A 16,482-nucleotide genomic window follows, 5' to 3' on the forward strand; every position below is an offset into this window, starting at 1 on the left:
TTTGTACAGAAATTTTTCAGGTCAGGAGCGATGAAACATGCAGAAAATCAGAGTTGGTATTGTGGGCTACGGCAACATTGGCCGCGGCGTGGAGGCGGCCATCTCGGCGGCCGAGGATATGGAGCTGGTCGCCGTTTTCACCCGGCGCGACCCGAAGAGCGTGACAACCCGCAGCGGCGCAAAGCTGGTGCACATGGATGAGATTGCCTCCTATCGCGGCGCCGTCGACGTGATGGTGCTCTGCGGCGGTTCGGCGACCGATCTGCCGGTGCAGGGGCCGCAGATCGCGGCGCTGTTCAACACGGTCGACAGCTTCGATACCCACGCGAAGATCCCGGAATATCTGCAGTCGGTCGATGCGGCTGCAAGACAGGCGGGCACGCTGAGCATTGTCTCCGTCGGCTGGGATCCGGGCCTGTTCTCCATCATGCGGGCTATCGGCGGCAGTGTTCTGCCTGACGGCAACGACTACACGTTCTGGGGCCGCGGCGTCAGCCAGGGCCACTCGGATGCCATCCGCCGCGTCGAGGGGGTCAAAAATGCCATCCAGTATACCGTACCGATCGAGCAGGCCTGCGAACGGGTGCGCGCGGGGGAGAATCCCGCGCTGACCACGCGTCAAAAGCATGTACGCGAGTGCTATGTGGTCGCGCAGGAGGGCGCCGACCGGGCGCGCATTGAGCACGATATTGTCACCATGCCGAACTACTTTGCCGACTATGACACAACCGTGCACTTCATCACCGAGCAGGAGCTGCACGAGAAACACAGCCGTATGCCGCACGGCGGCTTTGTGTTCCGCACCGGCAAAACCGGCTTCACCGGCGAGGAGAACCGCCATGTGATTGAGTACGCGCTCAAGCTCGACTCGAATCCGGAGTTTACGGGCAGCATTCTCGCGGCCTATGCGCGCGCGGCAGTGCGTCTCTCTCGCGAGGGCGTCAGCGGGGGAAAGACCGTGTTCGACATTCCGCTCACAGCGCTGTCGCCTCTCGGACGCGATGAACTGATCAAAAATCTGTTATAAAGATAAAAGACCGGCGGCCGATTTCGACCGCCGGTCTTTTTATTTGGGCTGCGCACGAAAAGAGGTGGAGAGAACCTCTGCCGTTTGATCAGCCGGCTGTGATACCGTAGCCAAATGTCCCGAGGAAGTAGTAGCGAATCAGCGCCCGGCCGTCGGGCAGAATGGCGAGCAGATCAAATTCCCCGATGTAGCCATGCGGTTCGGTCACAGCGGTAAAGAGGGCCGGCGAGTCCTCGGCGGTCTCAAAGGAGTGTATTTTGAGCGCATAGACCTGTTTTCCGTCCTCACGCTCGCTCTGTTCGACAAAGTAGAGATCGTCCCCGGCGAGACGGCTCGGCATGAGAGAGACGTTGTGATCAAAATCAGCCTGGCGCAGATCGCCGGTTGCAAAGTCGATCAGAAGCGCGGGAGCGATCGAATCCTCGTCCGCACTGAGAATCACGGCGCCGCCGTCGTCGCTGGAGTACAGGAGCCTGCTGTAGGGTGCGGGGTAGGTGATGACACTGCGCTGCGCAAGGTCGTAGAGCGCGAAGCTGTCGGTCCACTCGTAGCCGTTTGCCATGGCAAAGATCTTGCTGTCACCCTGTACAAAGCCGGCTGTCACATAGCGCACCTGCTGCTCCTCGTCGCCGTCTGCATTCGGGTGGGCGAGCAGCAGCTCGCTGCTGTTTTCCGCCAGGTTGATGAGGCTGACGCCGCTGTCGTTGCAGGCGACAACCTGTGTGAGATCGTCGCTGACGTCATAGGCTTCGCCGATGACAACGGGCAGGGGTACGCGGTTGATGAATTCGAGATCTCCGTCAAAGAGATACAGTGCGCGGGAACTGGTGATGACCAGGCAGTCGTTTCGATACAGCGCGCCGTGGATGGTCTCGCCGAGTGAAGCGAACGCGAGATTCTGCCCGTCCACCGTGAGTTCGCGCGTCAGAAGAGATTCCCCAGTTGCAGAACTCTTGTATTCGGCGGCGTAGTTGTTGTTCTGCAGGCCGACGAAGAGCAGTCTTTCGCCGACTGCCATCGGCTCGCCGAGCAGCTCGAGTGAGTAGTAGCGCTGAGCGCTGCGGCCGAGGACCGTATCAAAGTGTGTCAGCTCACCCGAGAGCTCGGCATCGTAGTACTCATCCCACCGCGAGACGCCGCCGGTGAGGTAGAAAGTGCCGTCGTCATGCCGGCCGAGATAGTAGTACTGATTGCGCACGACCACGGTCTCGCCGTCGCGTGACTCGATGCGCTCGACAAAGGCGATGTAGTCGCGCTCTGTGACCTGTTCGATTTTGGTCAGACGGAACGGCTCGCCGGCGTCGTATGCGGGTGTGTCGTAGTCCGGCCCCTTTTGAAATCCGAGATAGTACTCCATGCCGGTCGCGGCGTCGGTGTAGAGGTCGGGGTAGTTTTCGTCGTTGATGACATCGCGGCCGAAATAGCGCCCGGCCAGAGCGAGGGCTCGCTCTTTGGAGAGCTGGTTTTCCATATTCTCATAGAAAGCGTCGTCAAAGGGGCCGTCGCTGACCCAGTCGCCCTCGTGCAGCGCACAGTAGCGAAGAAAGGTCAGAACTTCGATGGTCGTGAGCTCATCGTAGTCGGCAAAGCCGTCCTGAAAGGAGTAGCTGGCGTTGAAGAGCAGCGGGTCCCAGGCCTCGGCGAGCGTGGCAGAATCGGTGATGGTGGCAAGGACCTCATGCTCCTCCCACGGGAGAGGAAGGCCGTCGGGCAGTATGGGGTCGGAGGGATCAGGCTGCTCTTTGGAGCAGCCGCCCAGAAGAGCGGCCATGACCAACACAAGGGCGAGTGCTCGGAGAATCGACCGATGTTTCATGATATTACCTCACTGTTTGATAATGGGGGAGAAACGGTACTCCATTGCGCAGGGGCGCGGCCTCGGTGTGCAGAGATGGTAGAGGTCAGTGGCCCGGTTTTCAAAGGCGAAGAGCTCGGCCGCAGCGGGCCCGAGCGAGGGGATGTCGGCGGGTTTTGCCGCCAGGGGAAGCGTGCCCTCGCGGCGGATGCGCCCGAGAAGTTCCACACCGCGCCCATTGGCCGCAAGGGGCTTGAGATAGGGCGGGGAAAAAGGTCCGCAGGGCGTACCGAGCAGCGCTGCGAGCACGATACGCCGCAGCCTGGCGTCGGGATAGCGCCGCGCGTGGGCGAGCCGGTAGAATTCCTCGAGGGAGCAGGCGGCCCGGGCGCTCTCGTACAGCCGGTTTTGCAGCCCCTCGCTGACGTCGGGCAGAGCGGCGAATTCGTCCAGAGAGAGTGTGCGAAGCCGCGTGAGAATGGCGGACTCCAGCGGCCTGAGAGAGGCCGGTGCGCGGCCCTCGCGCAGAGCCTGCTCATAGGGGATAAGACACTCGGCAGGGGTGAAAGTGTCGAGCATGGAGCGGTCGCCGCCGAGAAGGCCCGCGCGAATTCCGGCGGCCGATGCGTACACCGCTGTTGCGGCGTGGTCATGGTAGCCGGCACCCCGGCGCAGCACCGTGATGGGGACAATCGGCGAGCGCTGCTTACGCAGAGCCTTGAGATACTCGACTGCGAGGATGTTGTTTGGCTGTCGGATGGCGTCCGCCGCGGCTTCGCCGAGCCGGCGGGAGAGCCAGATTTCCCGGGCCGCGGGGTAGGAGACACCGGTTTTGAGCAGCTCGCGCATGTCGGGGTGAAAGGAGGGCTCCAGCAGGGCGCCGGCAATTTCCTCGAGCAGTGAGAGCTCTCCGGCTTCGCTGCCAAAACAGAGGAAATCGACGCAGCCGCAGGCCTGTATGAGTTCGACGGCACCCGCGGCGAATTGTTCCGCCGAGGCGGTGGCAACCGGCGTCGGCAGCTCGAGGACCAGATCGGCGCCGCCCGCCAGTGCGGCCTCGGCACGCGTCCACTTGTCGAACACGGCACACTCGCCGCGCTGCACGAAGTTGCCGGACATGACACAGATAATATGGGTCGCGCCCCGCTCGCGGGTCGCCCTGAGCTGGTGGGCGTGTCCGCTGTGAAATGGATTGTACTCGGCAATGACGGCGGCTGTCTTCATGTCTGAGATCCCCCTTACAGAGAATATGGGAGCTTTACACCCGGTTTAGACGGAAAAGTGGAAAAAAGGAGCCGAAACCGCGGTGAGAACGCGTTTTTTACCGCAGGAATCCGGCAAAACTATTGTGGCGGCGGACAATTTATATTATAATAATTCCGTGAGTTCGCTGGAAAAAGAATCCGAACTCATTTTATTTGAAATTTGCCGCTGAATCAAGTGGCAGGTTTTTGCGGCTCTTCGGGAGACGAATTAATTTTGCCGCGATTGCGGCGGATGGGTGGTTGTAATGAAAATTCTGGTAATCAACGCGGGAAGTTCATCGCTGAAGTATCAGCTCATCGACATGGACTCCTCCGAGGTCATGGCAAAGGGTCTCTGCGAGCGAATCGGCATCGACGGCAAGTTCAGCCAGACAGCCGGCGACCGGGAGATCAAAATGGATGTCGCCATGCCCTCGCACGCCGAGGCGATCGCGCAGGTCATCTCTGCCATCACGGACAGTGAGAACGGTTGCATCGCCGACCTGTCGGAGATCACGGCGGTTGGACACCGTGTGCTCCACGGCGCCGAGACATTTAAGGAGTCGGTTCTCGTCACGCCGGAGACGATGGCCGGCATGGAGGAACTCGTGCCCTTCGGCCCGCTGCACATGCCTGGAAATCTCATGGGCATCCGCGCCTGCGAAAAGGCCATGCCGGGCGTGCCTCAGGTTGCGGTCTTTGACACCAGTTTCCACCAGACCATGGATCCGGTCGCGTTCATGTATGCGCTGCCCTATAAATATTACGAAGAGAATCACATTCGCAAGTACGGCTTCCACGGCACATCGCACAAGTACATCACCCGCCGCACGGCGGAGATGCTCGGCAAGAGCAGCGGCGAGGTCAATCTGATCTCCTGCCACCTCGGCAACGGCTCCTCCATCTGCGCGGTGCAAAACGGCAAGTGCGTTGACACCACCATGGGCTTTACTCCTCTTGAGGGCCTGATTATGGGCACCCGCTCGGGCAACCTTGATCCGGCGGCCATCTTTGAGATCATGGAGCGGGAGAATTTGACACCTGCACAGGCGAACGATCTGCTCAACAAGAAGTCGGGCTTTCTGGGACTCTCGGGTGTGTCGAGCGACATGCGCGACATCGACGCTGCGATCGCTGAGGGCAACACCCGCGCCAAGCTCGCGCGCGACATGCTGGTCTACCAGGTCAAAAAGTACATCGGCTCCTACCTCGCAGTGCTCGGACGGGTGGACGCCATCACATTTACCGCGGGCGTCGGCGAAAACGGCATTGAGCTTCGCCGAGATATTGTCAGCGGCCTTGAGCATCTGGGCATCGAGCTCGATGAGAAGCGCAACGACACCCGTCGGTGCGAGGCGCTCATCTCGAAAGATTCCTCGAAAGTCAAGCTGTTTGTCATTCCCACCAACGAGGAATTGATGATCGCGCGCGATACAAGAGAGATCGTCGAGGCTCTGTAATCAATCAGAACACATGGGGGAGCGGCCGCCGGGCATGAGCCGGCGGCCCGCGCCCCCTTTGAACAGGAGGCTCTTATGGGAGAGAACAAATACGCCCTTGGCGTCGACTATGGAACAAAATCCGGCCGCGCACTGCTGATGAATGTGCGCACGGGCGAGGAGGTCGCCGAGGCGGTGCTCGAATATCCCCACGGCGTGATCGACGAACGTCTGCCCGACAGTGAAGTGACCCTCGACATCGACTGGGCGCTTCAACACCCGGCGGATCATCTCGAGGTGCTGCGGGTCTGCGTGCCGAAAGTCCTTAAGGATTCCGGCGTCGCGGCGCAGGACGTCATCGGCATCGGCATTGATTTCACCTCCTGCTCCATGCTGCCGGTGGACAGAGACAACACGCCGCTGTGCTTTCTGCCGGAGTATCGTGAGAACCCGCACGCCTATATGAAGCTCTGGAAACACCACGCCGCGCAGCCCGAGGCCGACGAGATCAACCGCATTGGCCGGGAGATGGGCGAGCCGTTTCTCGACTTTTACGGCGGCAAGCTCTCGGCGGAGTGGATGCTCGCGAAATCCCTGCAGATTGCAGACGAGGCCCCCGAGATCTATGACGCCGCCGACCTCTTTATGGAGGCGGGGGACTTCATGGTGGCGACCCTCACGGGCAAGCGCACCTGGAGCAATTACTCCGCGGGCTTTAAAACCGCGTGGAACAAGCGGCTGGGCTTTCCGAGCAAGGCGTTTTTCAAACGCCTCAACCCCAGAGTGGAAAACCTCATCGAAGACAAGTTTCAGCCCGACAACATCTGCCCGGTGGGCTCGCGCGCGGGCCTCTTGAATGCGGAGTGGGCGGGCTGCCTGGGGCTGTGTGAGGGCACGCCGGTCGCAGTTGCCATCGCGGACGCGCCGGCCTCCATGCCGACGGTCGGCGCAGTCGAGGCGGGGCTTCTGATGATCATCATGGGCACCTCGAGCTGCCATATGGTGCTAAGCGAGAGCGAGCAGAAAGTGCCGGGCATCTGCGGCGTTGTCGAAGACGCGCTCATCCCGGGCTACTTCGGCTATGAGGCAGGCCAGCCGGCGACAGGTGATCTGCTCGACTGGTTTGTGTCGAACTGTGTGCCCGAGGACTATGAGCGACAGGCGCGTGAGCGCGGGATCAACATCCACACGCTGCTCACGGAAAAGGCACAGGCGCTGCGCCCGGGTGAGAGCGGCCTGATCGCGCTCGACTGGCTAAACGGCAACCGCACAAAGCTGATCGACTCGGATTTGACCGGCCTCATTCTGGGGCTTACGCTTCTGACGAAGCCGGAGGAGATCTATCGCGCGCTGATTGAGGCCACCGCGTTCGGCACCAAAATCATTGTCGACAACTTTGAGAAGAACGGCGTGCCGATTCGTGAGATTCGGGCCTGCGGCGGCATCGCGAGAAAAAATGAGATGATGATGCAGATCTATGCCGACGTCACGGGGCGGGAGATCAAGGTCTCGACCTCCAAACAGTCCTCGGCCTGCGGCGCGGCCATGTACGGCGCCGTCGCGGCGGGGAGCGCGCTCGGCGGCTACGACAGCATCCAGCAGGCCTCGCGCGCACTGTGCAAACTCTCGCCGAAAGGATACCATCCAAATCCGGAAAACAGCAGAGTCTACGAGAGGATCTTTGCAGAGTATCAGCTGCTTCACGACTATTTCGGCACCGGCGTCAACGATGTGATGAAGCGCATGAAAGCGCTGCGTCAGCAGCAGCGCGACCGCGCTTGAGGAGGAGAATATGAGTATGACCTACGATCAGATGTGGCAGGAGGCCAACCGGGTCTGGGACAATGAGAGCCGCAGCATTGCGGCGCTCTGCGAACGCATTGACCGCCACAGTTTCTGTGTGGCCCTTGAAATGGTGGCCGACTGTGTGGCGGCCGGACGAAAAATTGTCACCTTTGGCCTCGGCACCTCGGCCTGTGCGGCGGAGAAAATCGCCCACTCGTTCAACGTGGTCAATGTGCCGGCAGTTATGCTCGACGGGGGAAAAGCGGCCCACGGCGGACTCGGCGTCATTGAGAGAGACGACGTGGTAATCGCCATTTCAAAGGGCGGTTCCTCCGAGGAGCTCGTGCGGATTCTGCCGTCGATCAAGGAGAAAGGCGCAAAGCTCATCGGGGTGACGGAAAAGCCGGAGTCGGCGCTCGGAAAGCTCTCTGACGTCATTGTGTCGGCCACGGTGGAACAGGAGGCCTGCCCGCTCGGAATGCTTGCAACTTCAAGTACGCTCGCAGTCATTGCAGCCTTTGACGCCATGGCGATTGCCATGGAGCAGTATCCGCAGTTTTCCAAAGAGGCGTTTCTGTGCAATCACCCGAACGGCGCAGTGGGACATCTGCTGATGGAGCAGCTTGGAAAATAGTGAAAGGACGCGGGGCGGGTGATGACCCGCCCCTTGCATATGGAGTGAGACGATGAAAAAGAGAACAACAGCACTTTTTTGCGTGGTGATACTGATTGTGGCGGCCCTTTCCGGCTGTGCGAGTAAGAAAGGGGTGCTCGACTTCTATAAGCAGAATCCTCCCGACCACTGGTGGGAGATCGCGGCAATCACCGCGTCCGGCGGCGAGGTGGACCATGACGCCGCTTTGACGATCATTCGGAAAATCAAACTCGATGAGGGCGTTTCAAACCTTGTCGGCGCCGCTTACGCGCTCGAGGCCATCGGAGAAGACCCCCATACAGCCCTCGGCGTCGATCTGCCGCAGGAAATTGCGAATGCCCAGCAGGCGGACGGCGGCTTTGGCTACCTCAACGAGACTGTGTACGCGGTGCTTGCGCTCGAGCACTTTTCGCAGAGTTACAACCGTACGGCGGCGCTCGACGCCATTCTGGAAAAACAGCTTGACAGCGGCGCTTTCTGCTTTTCGCCCGAGTGGGGGGAGAGCGTCGACGTGACGGGAATGGCCCTGTCTGCTCTCTCGCTTTACGACGACGACCGGGCTCGGCAGGCTGTGGAGGAGGCAGTCGCCTATCTCGACGAAGTGCAGCTCGAAGACGGAGGCTTCGCCGAGATGGGACTCGAAAATGCGACGACGCTCGCGACGGTGATCACCGGGCTTCAGGACTGCGGTGTCGATCTGAGTGAGAAGCGCTGGAACAAAATTGTAGACGAGCTGATTTCGTATCAGCTGGAGGATGGAGGCTTCAAAAACGAGCCGCAGGACAAGCAGGCGAACCGCATGACAACCTATCAGGCGCTCACCGCGCTTGACGCGGTCACGGCGGAAAAGAGCTTTTTTGTACGCGGTGCGGTACCGGCAGAGCAGAATGAGAAGAAGTAGGAGTTTTGCAATTTTCGCCCTTGTCATTTTGATGCTGTTCGCGGGCTGTGCGCCGAAAGAGAGTACCGCGCAGCCCGGGCAGATTACGCTCAGCATCGAGTGGGACGATGAGAAATTCTGTGACGGGGAGACCATTGACGTCACGGGGGAGCAGACGGTGCTCGACATTCTCACAGCCTACTGCGACAGGGCGGGAATCGACTATGTAAACAGCGGCGGCTACATCAGCTCGCTTGCGGGACTTGCGGAAAAGGAGCACGGCGCATCGTCCGGCTGGGTGTATGAGATCAACGGCGAGGCAGTGTTCCAGAGCGCGGCAAAAAAGACGGTGGGTGACGGCGATGAGATCGTCTGGCGCTACACCGGCGAGAGGGAGGACTAATATGAAAACGGTAGTTACTGACGGATATGCTTTAAACCCCGGCGATTTTTCCTGGGAACCGCTCGGTCAGATCGGGGAGTATGAGGTTTACGACCGCACGCCGCCCGAGCTTGTGCTGGAGCGCTGCCGGGACGCAGAGCTCATCATCACAAATAAGGTGATCTTCGACGAGGCGCGCATGGAGGCTCTGCCAAAGCTCCGTTATATCGGCTGTGCCTCAACCGGCTACAATGTCGTCGACATTGAGGCGGCGCGGCGTCGTGGAATTCTGGTCACCAATGTGCCGGCGTACAGCACCGACTCGGTGGCGCAGCATGTGTTCGCGCTGCTGCTCGAACACTGCATGCAGGTTGGGCACCACAGCCGCGCCGTACATGAGGGCCGCTGGGTAAACGCCCGGGACTACTGCTTCTGGGATTTCCCTCTGCATGAGCTCGCGGGCAAGACCATCGGCATCATCGGCTTTGGCTCAATCGGGCGCAAAGTGACGCAGATTGCGTTCGCCTTTGGTATGAACGTCATCGCGAACAGCCGCACGCAGCGCGACACACCTGACGATCCGCGCTTTCGCTGGGTCGATCTCGAGACGCTCTGCCGTGAGGCGGATGTCATCACCATCCACTGCCCGCTGTTTCCCGAGACAACGGGACTGATCGACCGGGCGCATCTCGCCCTCATGAAACCGAGCGCCTTTTTGATCAACACATCGCGCGGCCCCGTGCTCAACGAGCAGGATGTCGCCGACGCCCTGAACGAGGGCCGTATTGCAGGCGCCGGCGTCGATGTGCTCTCGACCGAGCCGCCGGCCAAAGACAACCCGCTGCTGAGTGCGCGCAACTGCTTTATTACGGCACACATCGCCTGGGCAACGCTTGAGGCGCGCCGCAGGCTCATTGACGAGACCATTGAAAACGCGCTGAGCTTCGCCCGAGGCGTCGCGCGCAATTCGGTGAACGGTGTGACGCTGTAAAACCGTGATTTACACCAAAAAAGATACCGGGGCCTGCAAAATATTTTGCAGGCCCCGGTGCTTTTTGTTTCAACCGGTTTCGGTATGTACTTTATCACAGACAGGGATTTACTGCTTCTTGTAGCCGCACTTGGGGCAGACGCCGTTTTCGTTGAGCGCAATGCCGCACAGCGGGCAGCGGTCGATCTTGTTGGCAGGTTCGTACTCCTGAGAGGCCGCGTTGACGCCGCTGGTGAAAGTGATCTTGGCGATGTTCAGTTTGTCCTTGAGCAGATCGTAGACAATCTTGATCATCCCCTCGACGGTCATGGTCTCTTTTGTGACGACCAGTCGACAGTCCGGATACGCAGTGGCGAGCTCTGTCTTGAAAGCGGGCCCTTTCATCTGGTTGTTCGGCGCGCCGTCGCGGATGCCCTGCTCCTCGTAGACTTTGAGAATCGCGGGCAGCAGGGGATCGTCCTGCCGGAGAACAAGCGCATGGTCAAAATTTTTCAGCACAGACCAGGCGGTTTTCTGAATCTCGTTGCAGGGGAAGACCATATTGACACCGGGTTCTACAGAATCCTCAACTTCAATGGTCAGAACGCCTGTATGTCCATGTAAATACTGGGCTTCACCCTTAAAACCGTAGAATCTGTGCGCGTATTGCAGGTCCAAGGTCGTGATACTTCTCATAACAAAAGCCTCCTATAATATTTATTTACGGGCTTGTGCCCGCATTGTTCACTTTCTACATTCCGGGCAGATACCGCGAAACATGAGGTCGTGACCGCTGAATTCAAAGCCGTGGGTGTCGGTAATCTGCTGTTCCAATCCGTCGAGATGGGCCATCTCCACATCGAAGACCCGGCCACATTTGAGACATCTGACGTGGTAGTGGTCGTGGCACCGGTGGTCGAACCGGTCAGCGCCGCCCGGTACCTCCAACTTTCGAATTTCACCGGCATCGGAGAGTTGATTTAGATTTCGGTAAACGGTCGCTCTGCTGATGTGGGGATGCTTTGCGACAATCTGCTCATAGATTTCGTCGGCCGTTGCGTGACATTTCAGCCTGTTTACTGCCTCCAGAACCAGAGTACGTTGAATGGTATTGCGCTTGATTGTCATAAGATCACCTTAATGATATTAATTACTAATTAGAATATTATCACAAATAAATCTGGTTGTCAATTACCTAATGTTTATTTAGGAAAATAAAAAGCAGCCGCCACAGGCGGCTGCTTTTTATGGAATGTCAGTGGTCGATTCGGTCCTCGACGAGTGAGTGCTCGCGAAAGAGCAGAGAGATGCACCAGATGCCGGCAAGACCGACAATGGTGTAGATGATTCTGCTGATAGCGGCGAGCTGTCCGCCGAAAATCCAGGCAACGACGTCAAAGCCGAAGATCCCGATGCTGCCCCAGTTGAGCGCTCCAATGACGACGAGAATCAGCGCGAGTCTGTCCAAAAATTGCATGGATGTGTCTCCTCCTTCTGTAAAGTATCGAAATACATGATTAGAGAATGGTTCTCTTTCGGTATTTTACCCACAAAGAAGACATTATTTCAACGCAGAGACTGGTTAATTTTTCCGAATCAAAAAAAGTGCCGGGACGGCTGCCCTGGCACTTTTTGAATTTTGGTAAGAGATCATTCTTATGAAGTAATATGTTTGTCTCCTGGCGCCGTCTCGCCGGTTGGTTTAAACGTCGCAGACCTTGACGCTCCAGCCGAACGGATCGGCGAGCTCGCCCCACTGGATGCCGGTGAGGTTGTCGTAGAGTTTCTGAGAAATCTCGCCAATCTTTCCGCCGCCGAGCTCCATGACCAGGTCGTCAATTTTGAGTTTGCCGATGGGGGAGATGACGGCAGCCGTTCCGGTGCCGAAAGCCTCTCTGAGCCGGCCGTCACGGTAGGCCTCGGTCAACTCATCAACCGCGAGCGGGCGCTCGACAACCTGATAGCCCCAGTGCTGCAGAAGCTCGATTGCCGATTTGCGGGTGATACCGGGCAGGATGCTGCCGCGCAGCGCGGGCGTGACGATTTCGTCGCCGATGACGAAAAAGACGTTCATCGCGCCGACTTCCTCGATGTACTTCTGTTCGACGCCGTCGAGCCAGAGCACCTGGGAATAGCCCTCTTTCTCCGCCTCGTCCTGCGCCTTGAGTGAAATGGCATAGTTCGCGCCGGCCTTGACCTCGCCCGTGCCGCCGCGAACCGCGCGCACATAGTGGCGCTCCACATAGATGCCGACCGGATTCAGGCCGCTGGCATAGTAGGCGCCGGAGGGTGAGAGAATGATGATAAACTTGTAGTGAGACGAGGGGTGGACCCCCAGAAATTCCTCTGTCGCGAAGACAAAGGGGCGCACATACAGAGACGTGCCTGGGCTCTTCGGAACCCACTCCCGGTCGATTTCAAGCAGCTTTTTAAGCGCCTCGAGAGCGAAAGCCTCGTCAATTTCGGGAATACAGAGGCGGCGATTCGAGTTGTTGAGGCGCTTGAAGTTCTCCGTCGGGCGGAACAGGCGGATCTCGCCGGTCTTGGTACGATAGGCCTTGAGCCCCTCAAAGACGCTCTGCGAGTAGTGCAGGCTCGTGCAGGCCGGAAGAATTTCAAGCGGCCCGTAGGGGACAATCTGGGCGTTGTGCCAGCCGTGCTCGGGATCATAGTCCATCACGAACATGTGATCGGTAAAAATCTTGCCGAAACCGAGTTTGCTCTCATCGGCGGGCTTCTGTTTGGGTTGTTTTGTCAGAGTGACGGACAGTTCCATGCGGATTCCTCCTGTTTTTCTTTTGAGTTAGTATACCGCGATCAGGCGGCTATTTCAATCTTTTTTACACATCGATGCCGAGAAAATGCTTGACGAGCAGACCCACGACAAACGACAGCGCGGCGACGCCGAGGCTGATGCCGGCCATCTCGAGAAAACGCCGTTTGAAGTTGAGCCCCTGGGCGACCGAGATGTAGAAGTTGAACACGAAAATAATCAGCACCACCGTCGCCACCATGATGCCGAGCGCGAGCGCGTAGGCGTGCGCCGGCAGCAGCAGATAGGGCAGCACCAGCAGTGTCACCGTGATCAGATAGGCGATGCCGGTATAGGTGCAGGATTTGAAAGCGTCCTTTCGCCCCTCGCTTCTGGCGGAGAGAAATTCCGACGAGGCCATGGAGAGAGTTGCCGAAATGCCGGTGATGAGCCCGGACAGGGCCACGAGACGGTTGCTCTGCAGGGCAAAGGTGAGACCCGCCAGCGTGCCGGTGAGTTCCACGAGCGCATCGTTGAGCCCGAGCACCATGGAGCCGACATAGCGCAGCCGCTCCTCGTCGAGCAGCGAGAGCAGCTCGTTTTCGTGGCGCTGCTCGTCCTCCGAGATGCGCTGCGCCTCGGGCACCTCGGCGATGATCTCCGTGTAGACGGTGTTGGCATTGTCCTCGCCGTTTTCCATGAGCTTGAGAGCAAACGTAATGCCAAACACAACGCTCAGAAAGCTGTACCAGAAAATCTTCAGGCGGTTGGGTCGGGGCTCTTCACCGGTGTAGCCCTTCCAGATTTCATAGTGCGCCCGCTCCTCGTTTGCGGTGCGCTCGAGCACATCGTGGTTGTGGGGATCCTTTTTCTCAATTCGCGAGGCGATCTTTTTGTAGATGTGATACTCTGTGATCTCGCCGCGCTGCATCTTCAAGAGAGTCGCGTGGACCTTTGCGCTGAGTTCTCTCGGCATGTGTGCCACTTCCTTATCAGTTTTTCAGGCTCTGAATCGGCGCCGGAATGCGCCCGCCGCGGCGGATGAACTTCGCCGGCGAGTAGTTGTTGACCGGCATGACAGGCCCTGAGCCGAGAAGCCCGCCGAAGCTGAGTTCGTCGCCGACGCGCTTGCCGAGCGCGGGGATGACGCGCACGGCGGTCGTCTTGGTATTGACCACACCGATGGCGATCTCGTCGGCAATGATGGCCGCAATGGTCTCGGCGGTCGTGTCGCCGGGGATGACAATCATATCGAGGCCCACCGAACAGACCGCAGTCATGGCCTCAAGCTTTTCAATGGTCAGTGAGCCGCAGCGCGCGGCGTCGATCATCCCCGCATCCTCCGAGACGGGGATGAAAGCGCCCGAGAGACCGCCGACGTGGGACGAGGCCATGACGCCGCCCTTTTTGACCGCGTCGTTGAGCATGGCGAGCGTCGCAGTGGTGCCGGGGCAGCCGCACTTTTCAAGGCCGATTTCCTCGAGGATATGTGCGACAGAGTCGCCGACAGCCGGTGTCGGAGCAAGAGACAGATCGACGATGCCGAACGGCACGTCGAGCCTCCGCGAGGCCTCGTGGGCGACGAGCTGACCCATGCGGGTGATTTTGAAAGCGGTCTTTTTGATGATGTCGGAAATGGCGGTGATATCGCAGTCACCGGCCTTTGCGAGCGCCGCGCGCACGACGCCGGGCCCCGAGACGCCGACGTTGATCACGCACTCCGGTTCGCCGACACCGTGAAAGGCCCCGGCCATAAAGGGGTTGTCCTCGGGGGCGTTGGCGAAGACGACGAGCTTGGCGCAGCCGATGCAGTCGCGGTCACGGGTGAGATAGGCAGCCTGCTTGATGACCTCGCCCATCTCGCGCACCGCGTCCATGTTGATGCCGGCTTTTGTGGTGGCGACGTTGACCGACGAGCAGACGAGATTCGTCACCGCCAGAGCCTCGGGGATTGACGCGATCAGATTGCGGTCGCCGCGGGTGTACCCCTTGTGAACGAGCGCGGAAAAGCCGCCGATGAAGTTGACCCCTGTGGTCTCGGCGGCCCGGTCGAGGGCCTTTGCAAATTTGACGAAATCGCCGCTGTGACAGGCGTTGCCGACAATGGAGATGGGCGTGACCGAGATGCGCTTGTTGATGATCGGGATGCCGTACTCCTTTTCAATGTCCTCGCCGGTTCTGACGAGATGTTCGGCGCGCGTGACAATCTTGTCATAGACTTTCTCGCAGGCGCGGTCGATGTTCTCGTCGCAGCAGTCGAGCAGAGAGATGCCCATGGTGATCGTGCGGATGTCCAGGTGCTCGTCCTGGATCATGTTGATGGTTTCCAGAATGTCGTTGGTGTTGATCATCGGCTTGCTCCTTTATCAGATTCGATGCATGGAATTGAAGATGTCCTCGTGCATGGTGTGTACGGAGAGGCCGAGATCGCTGCCGAGTTTGTCGAGCCTGTCTACAAGCTCTGCAAAGGGGAGTTTGCTCTTGGAGATGTCGACGATCATGATCATACAGAAAAATTCTTTCAAAATACTCTGGGTGATGTCGAGGATGTTGATTCCCTCCTCGGCGCAGATGCCGCTCACTTTCGAGATGATGCCGACCATATCCTTGCCGATTACTGTGATGACTGCTCGCATACTTTTCCCTCCGGTTCTCTGCCGGCGCCAATTTTCCTTGCCATTTGCCCGGCAAATTGATAACATATATGTTATCATAAAACAGGTGGCAATAAAAGGGGGAACCCGCCGTGCTTTTGGCCGATTATCACATGCACACAGAGGAATCTTTTGACGGAAGCTACAAGGCCGACGATATGCTGCGGGCGGCTGTCACGGCGGGAATGAGAGCCGTTGCCCTGACCGACCACTGCGATCTCGGCAGTCCCGCGTTCTACGACCCCTTTGACATCGATGTGAAACGGCAGCGGCGCAAGTACGACGCCGTGGCGCCGCTCTTTGCGGACAGGCTCGACGTGCGCTTCGGTCTCGAGCTCGGCCAGCCGAATCAGCAGCCGGAGAAAGCGGAGCAGATTCTGCGTGAAACCGAGTTTGACTTTGTGATCGGCTCGCTTCACAATCTCAGGGGTGAGCGGGATTTTTATTTTCTCGACTACCACAGCCTCGATGTGCCGGCGCTGCTGTCGCGCTACTTTGATGAGCTCATTGAGATGGTGGAACAGGACTTTGACGTGTTGGGCCATCTGAGCTACCCCTGGCGCTATCTGAGCGAGGCGGGGATGAAGCAGCCGTGGGAGAACTATGAGGAGCAGATTCGCCTGATCTATCGGCGGCTGATTGAGACCGGCCGGGGCATTGAGATCAACACCTCGGGTCTGCGCATGAGCATGGGCGTGACCATGCCCGATCTGCCACTGGTTCGCCTCTACCGTGAGCTCGGCGGCGAGATCGTGACGATCGGCTCCGACGCCCACGAGCCCGCCCATGTGGGCTCCGGTATCCGCCGCGGCGCCGCGCTCGCGCGGGAGGCTGGCTTTTCCCACATCGCTCTGTACCGCGGCCGAAAGCCGCAATTTGTACCCATTACGGAGGACTGA

17 protein-coding genes are annotated in these 16,482 nt (G+C 58.9%); 8 read left to right on the forward strand and 9 right to left on the reverse strand.

Going from position 1 to position 16,482, the window contains the following annotated elements; all coding sequences use genetic code 11:
• The first annotated feature begins 37 nt into the window (after nucleotides 1-37).
• Nucleotides 38-1,027 carry a diaminopimelate dehydrogenase gene (locus tag H8695_RS01045; protein WP_249298919.1) on the forward strand — a complete coding sequence of 330 codons (990 nt, stop codon included), beginning with the start codon at nucleotides 38-40 and terminating at the stop codon, nucleotides 1,025-1,027.
• 88 nt (nucleotides 1,028-1,115) lie between these two features.
• On the opposite strand, the gene H8695_RS01050 is transcribed toward H8695_RS01045, so the two are convergent.
• Together H8695_RS01050 and H8695_RS01055 are read right to left on the reverse strand one after the other, a co-directional pair.
• Complete coding sequence (locus H8695_RS01050; protein WP_249298920.1) at nucleotides 1,116-2,843, reverse strand: hypothetical protein; 1,728 nt, start codon at nucleotides 2,841-2,843, stop codon at nucleotides 1,116-1,118.
• A 9-nt stretch (nucleotides 2,844-2,852) separates the two neighbouring features.
• Nucleotides 2,853-4,046 carry a tRNA(Met) cytidine acetate ligase gene (locus H8695_RS01055; RefSeq protein WP_249298921.1) on the reverse strand — a complete coding sequence of 398 codons (1,194 nt, stop codon included), beginning with the start codon at nucleotides 4,044-4,046 and terminating at the stop codon, nucleotides 2,853-2,855.
• Between the two features lie 286 nt (nucleotides 4,047-4,332).
• On the opposite strand from H8695_RS01055, the gene H8695_RS01060 reads away from it, so the two are divergent.
• The 6 genes from H8695_RS01060 (at nucleotide 4,333) to H8695_RS01085 (ending at nucleotide 10,198) form a co-directional block, all read left to right on the forward strand.
• Nucleotides 4,333-5,526, forward strand: a complete 1,194-nt coding sequence (locus tag H8695_RS01060) for an acetate/propionate family kinase (protein WP_249298922.1) — start codon at nucleotides 4,333-4,335, stop codon at nucleotides 5,524-5,526.
• A 75-nt stretch (nucleotides 5,527-5,601) separates the two neighbouring features.
• The gene (locus H8695_RS01065) at nucleotides 5,602-7,287 is read left to right on the forward strand and encodes a ribulokinase (RefSeq protein ID WP_249298924.1); all 1,686 of its coding nucleotides are present in this window, start codon (nucleotides 5,602-5,604) and stop codon (nucleotides 7,285-7,287) included.
• A gap of 10 nt (nucleotides 7,288-7,297) precedes the next feature.
• Nucleotides 7,298-7,924: a KpsF/GutQ family sugar-phosphate isomerase gene (locus tag H8695_RS01070; protein ID WP_249298926.1), complete on the forward strand. Its 627-nt coding sequence runs from the start codon at nucleotides 7,298-7,300 to the stop codon at nucleotides 7,922-7,924.
• A gap of 52 nt (nucleotides 7,925-7,976) precedes the next feature.
• Nucleotides 7,977-8,846, forward strand: coding sequence for a prenyltransferase/squalene oxidase repeat-containing protein (locus H8695_RS01075; RefSeq protein WP_249298928.1), 870 nt, complete (start codon nucleotides 7,977-7,979; stop codon nucleotides 8,844-8,846).
• Nucleotides 8,833-9,228, forward strand: a complete 396-nt coding sequence (locus H8695_RS01080; protein ID WP_249298929.1) for a DUF4430 domain-containing protein — start codon at nucleotides 8,833-8,835, stop codon at nucleotides 9,226-9,228. The genes H8695_RS01075 and H8695_RS01080 overlap by 14 nt, the downstream gene beginning before the upstream one ends.
• A 1-nt stretch (nucleotide 9,229) precedes the next feature.
• On the forward strand, nucleotides 9,230-10,198 hold the full coding sequence (locus H8695_RS01085) for a D-2-hydroxyacid dehydrogenase (RefSeq protein ID WP_249298931.1): 969 nt from the start codon (nucleotides 9,230-9,232) through the stop codon (nucleotides 10,196-10,198).
• Between the two features lie 108 nt (nucleotides 10,199-10,306).
• Here the strand turns inward: H8695_RS01085 and H8695_RS01090 are convergent, their stop codons facing one another.
• From H8695_RS01090 to H8695_RS01120, 7 genes are all read right to left on the reverse strand, one after another.
• The gene (locus H8695_RS01090; RefSeq protein ID WP_249298932.1) at nucleotides 10,307-10,873 is read right to left on the reverse strand and encodes a 6-carboxytetrahydropterin synthase; all 567 of its coding nucleotides are present in this window, start codon (nucleotides 10,871-10,873) and stop codon (nucleotides 10,307-10,309) included.
• Between the two features lie 48 nt (nucleotides 10,874-10,921).
• Nucleotides 10,922-11,305 (reverse strand): Fur family transcriptional regulator, encoded by a 384-nt coding sequence (locus H8695_RS01095; protein ID WP_249298934.1) that lies wholly within the window; start codon nucleotides 11,303-11,305, stop codon nucleotides 10,922-10,924.
• A gap of 127 nt (nucleotides 11,306-11,432) precedes the next feature.
• The gene (locus tag H8695_RS01100) at nucleotides 11,433-11,654 is read right to left on the reverse strand and encodes a DUF378 domain-containing protein (protein WP_249298936.1); all 222 of its coding nucleotides are present in this window, start codon (nucleotides 11,652-11,654) and stop codon (nucleotides 11,433-11,435) included.
• A 225-nt stretch (nucleotides 11,655-11,879) separates the two neighbouring features.
• On the reverse strand, nucleotides 11,880-12,953 hold the full coding sequence (locus H8695_RS01105) for a branched-chain amino acid aminotransferase (RefSeq protein ID WP_249298938.1): 1,074 nt from the start codon (nucleotides 12,951-12,953) through the stop codon (nucleotides 11,880-11,882).
• 64 nt (nucleotides 12,954-13,017) lie between these two features.
• Nucleotides 13,018-13,905: a VIT1/CCC1 transporter family protein gene (locus H8695_RS01110; RefSeq protein WP_249298939.1), complete on the reverse strand. Its 888-nt coding sequence runs from the start codon at nucleotides 13,903-13,905 to the stop codon at nucleotides 13,018-13,020.
• Between the two features lie 16 nt (nucleotides 13,906-13,921).
• Nucleotides 13,922-15,280, reverse strand: a complete 1,359-nt coding sequence (locus H8695_RS01115) for a PFL family protein (protein WP_249298941.1) — start codon at nucleotides 15,278-15,280, stop codon at nucleotides 13,922-13,924.
• Between the two features lie 15 nt (nucleotides 15,281-15,295).
• Complete coding sequence (locus tag H8695_RS01120; RefSeq protein ID WP_249298943.1) at nucleotides 15,296-15,565, reverse strand: ACT domain-containing protein; 270 nt, start codon at nucleotides 15,563-15,565, stop codon at nucleotides 15,296-15,298.
• 131 nt (nucleotides 15,566-15,696) lie between these two features.
• Here H8695_RS01120 and H8695_RS01125 point away from each other — a divergent pair, with 131 nt between their 5' ends.
• Nucleotides 15,697-16,482: a histidinol-phosphatase HisJ family protein gene (locus H8695_RS01125; RefSeq protein WP_249298944.1), complete on the forward strand. Its 786-nt coding sequence runs from the start codon at nucleotides 15,697-15,699 to the stop codon at nucleotides 16,480-16,482.

Origin of the sequence: Feifania hominis (assembly GCF_014384765.1) — a bacterium.
Lineage (GTDB): Bacteria > Bacillota > Clostridia > Oscillospirales > Feifaniaceae > Feifania > Feifania hominis.

What these genes read in the sequence shown, in the direction of transcription:
- H8695_RS01045 (WP_249298919.1), top strand. Translation starts at nt 38, where the DNA reads ATGCAGAAAATCAGAGTTGGTATTGTGGGCTACGGCAACATTGGCCGC.
- H8695_RS01050 (WP_249298920.1), bottom strand. Translation starts at nt 2,843, where the DNA reads ATGAAACATCGGTCGATTCTCCGAGCACTCGCCCTTGTGTTGGTCATG.
- H8695_RS01055 (WP_249298921.1), bottom strand. Translation starts at nt 4,046, where the DNA reads ATGAAGACAGCCGCCGTCATTGCCGAGTACAATCCATTTCACAGCGGA.
- H8695_RS01060 (WP_249298922.1), top strand. Translation starts at nt 4,333, where the DNA reads ATGAAAATTCTGGTAATCAACGCGGGAAGTTCATCGCTGAAGTATCAG.
- H8695_RS01065 (WP_249298924.1), top strand. Translation starts at nt 5,602, where the DNA reads ATGGGAGAGAACAAATACGCCCTTGGCGTCGACTATGGAACAAAATCC.
- H8695_RS01070 (WP_249298926.1), top strand. Translation starts at nt 7,298, where the DNA reads ATGAGTATGACCTACGATCAGATGTGGCAGGAGGCCAACCGGGTCTGG.
- H8695_RS01075 (WP_249298928.1), top strand. Translation starts at nt 7,977, where the DNA reads ATGAAAAAGAGAACAACAGCACTTTTTTGCGTGGTGATACTGATTGTG.
- H8695_RS01080 (WP_249298929.1), top strand. Translation starts at nt 8,833, where the DNA reads ATGAGAAGAAGTAGGAGTTTTGCAATTTTCGCCCTTGTCATTTTGATG.
- H8695_RS01085 (WP_249298931.1), top strand. Translation starts at nt 9,230, where the DNA reads ATGAAAACGGTAGTTACTGACGGATATGCTTTAAACCCCGGCGATTTT.
- H8695_RS01090 (WP_249298932.1), bottom strand. Translation starts at nt 10,873, where the DNA reads ATGAGAAGTATCACGACCTTGGACCTGCAATACGCGCACAGATTCTAC.
- H8695_RS01095 (WP_249298934.1), bottom strand. Translation starts at nt 11,305, where the DNA reads ATGACAATCAAGCGCAATACCATTCAACGTACTCTGGTTCTGGAGGCA.
- H8695_RS01100 (WP_249298936.1), bottom strand. Translation starts at nt 11,654, where the DNA reads ATGCAATTTTTGGACAGACTCGCGCTGATTCTCGTCGTCATTGGAGCG.
- H8695_RS01105 (WP_249298938.1), bottom strand. Translation starts at nt 12,953, where the DNA reads ATGGAACTGTCCGTCACTCTGACAAAACAACCCAAACAGAAGCCCGCC.
- H8695_RS01110 (WP_249298939.1), bottom strand. Translation starts at nt 13,905, where the DNA reads ATGCCGAGAGAACTCAGCGCAAAGGTCCACGCGACTCTCTTGAAGATG.
- H8695_RS01115 (WP_249298941.1), bottom strand. Translation starts at nt 15,280, where the DNA reads ATGATCAACACCAACGACATTCTGGAAACCATCAACATGATCCAGGAC.
- H8695_RS01120 (WP_249298943.1), bottom strand. Translation starts at nt 15,565, where the DNA reads ATGCGAGCAGTCATCACAGTAATCGGCAAGGATATGGTCGGCATCATC.
- H8695_RS01125 (WP_249298944.1), top strand. Translation starts at nt 15,697, where the DNA reads ATGCACACAGAGGAATCTTTTGACGGAAGCTACAAGGCCGACGATATG.